Source organism: Komagataeibacter intermedius TF2 (assembly GCF_000964425.1).
Taxonomy (GTDB): domain Bacteria; phylum Pseudomonadota; class Alphaproteobacteria; order Acetobacterales; family Acetobacteraceae; genus Komagataeibacter; species Komagataeibacter intermedius.
The window spans coordinates 1-242 of sequence record NZ_BANF01000112.1 but is presented as its reverse complement, the minus strand read 5'-3'; the positions used below and the strand labels follow the sequence as shown (position 1 = coordinate 242).

At 45.5% G+C, this 242-nt stretch carries 1 protein-coding gene; it reads right to left on the bottom strand.

What is annotated here, in order from left to right; genetic code table 11:
* Positions 1–42: 42 nt before the first annotated feature.
* A partial coding sequence (locus tag B7449_RS22095; RefSeq protein ID WP_209426740.1) for a hypothetical protein occupies positions 43–242 on the bottom strand: 200 nt, incomplete at its 5' end.

Below are 242 nucleotides of genomic sequence, written 5' to 3'. Positions count from 1 at the left end.
CTCATACACCCAAGACCGATTTCGGATACCTGAGGGCCGCTCTTACCAAGTTGCCGCAATTTCATACTTAAGAAAAATCCCTGTTTCCTGACGCAGAACCCTACCACACAGGCTATCTTTCGATAAGCTCTCTTCCGTGCAGCTTTTCGTCCTTTGGAACGGAACGAATCTTCTATTTGATGAAACTGGACTTGTAATGTTTTTGAGCCGGTCATCTGAGCGTTTTAAGATCGTATCAGGAG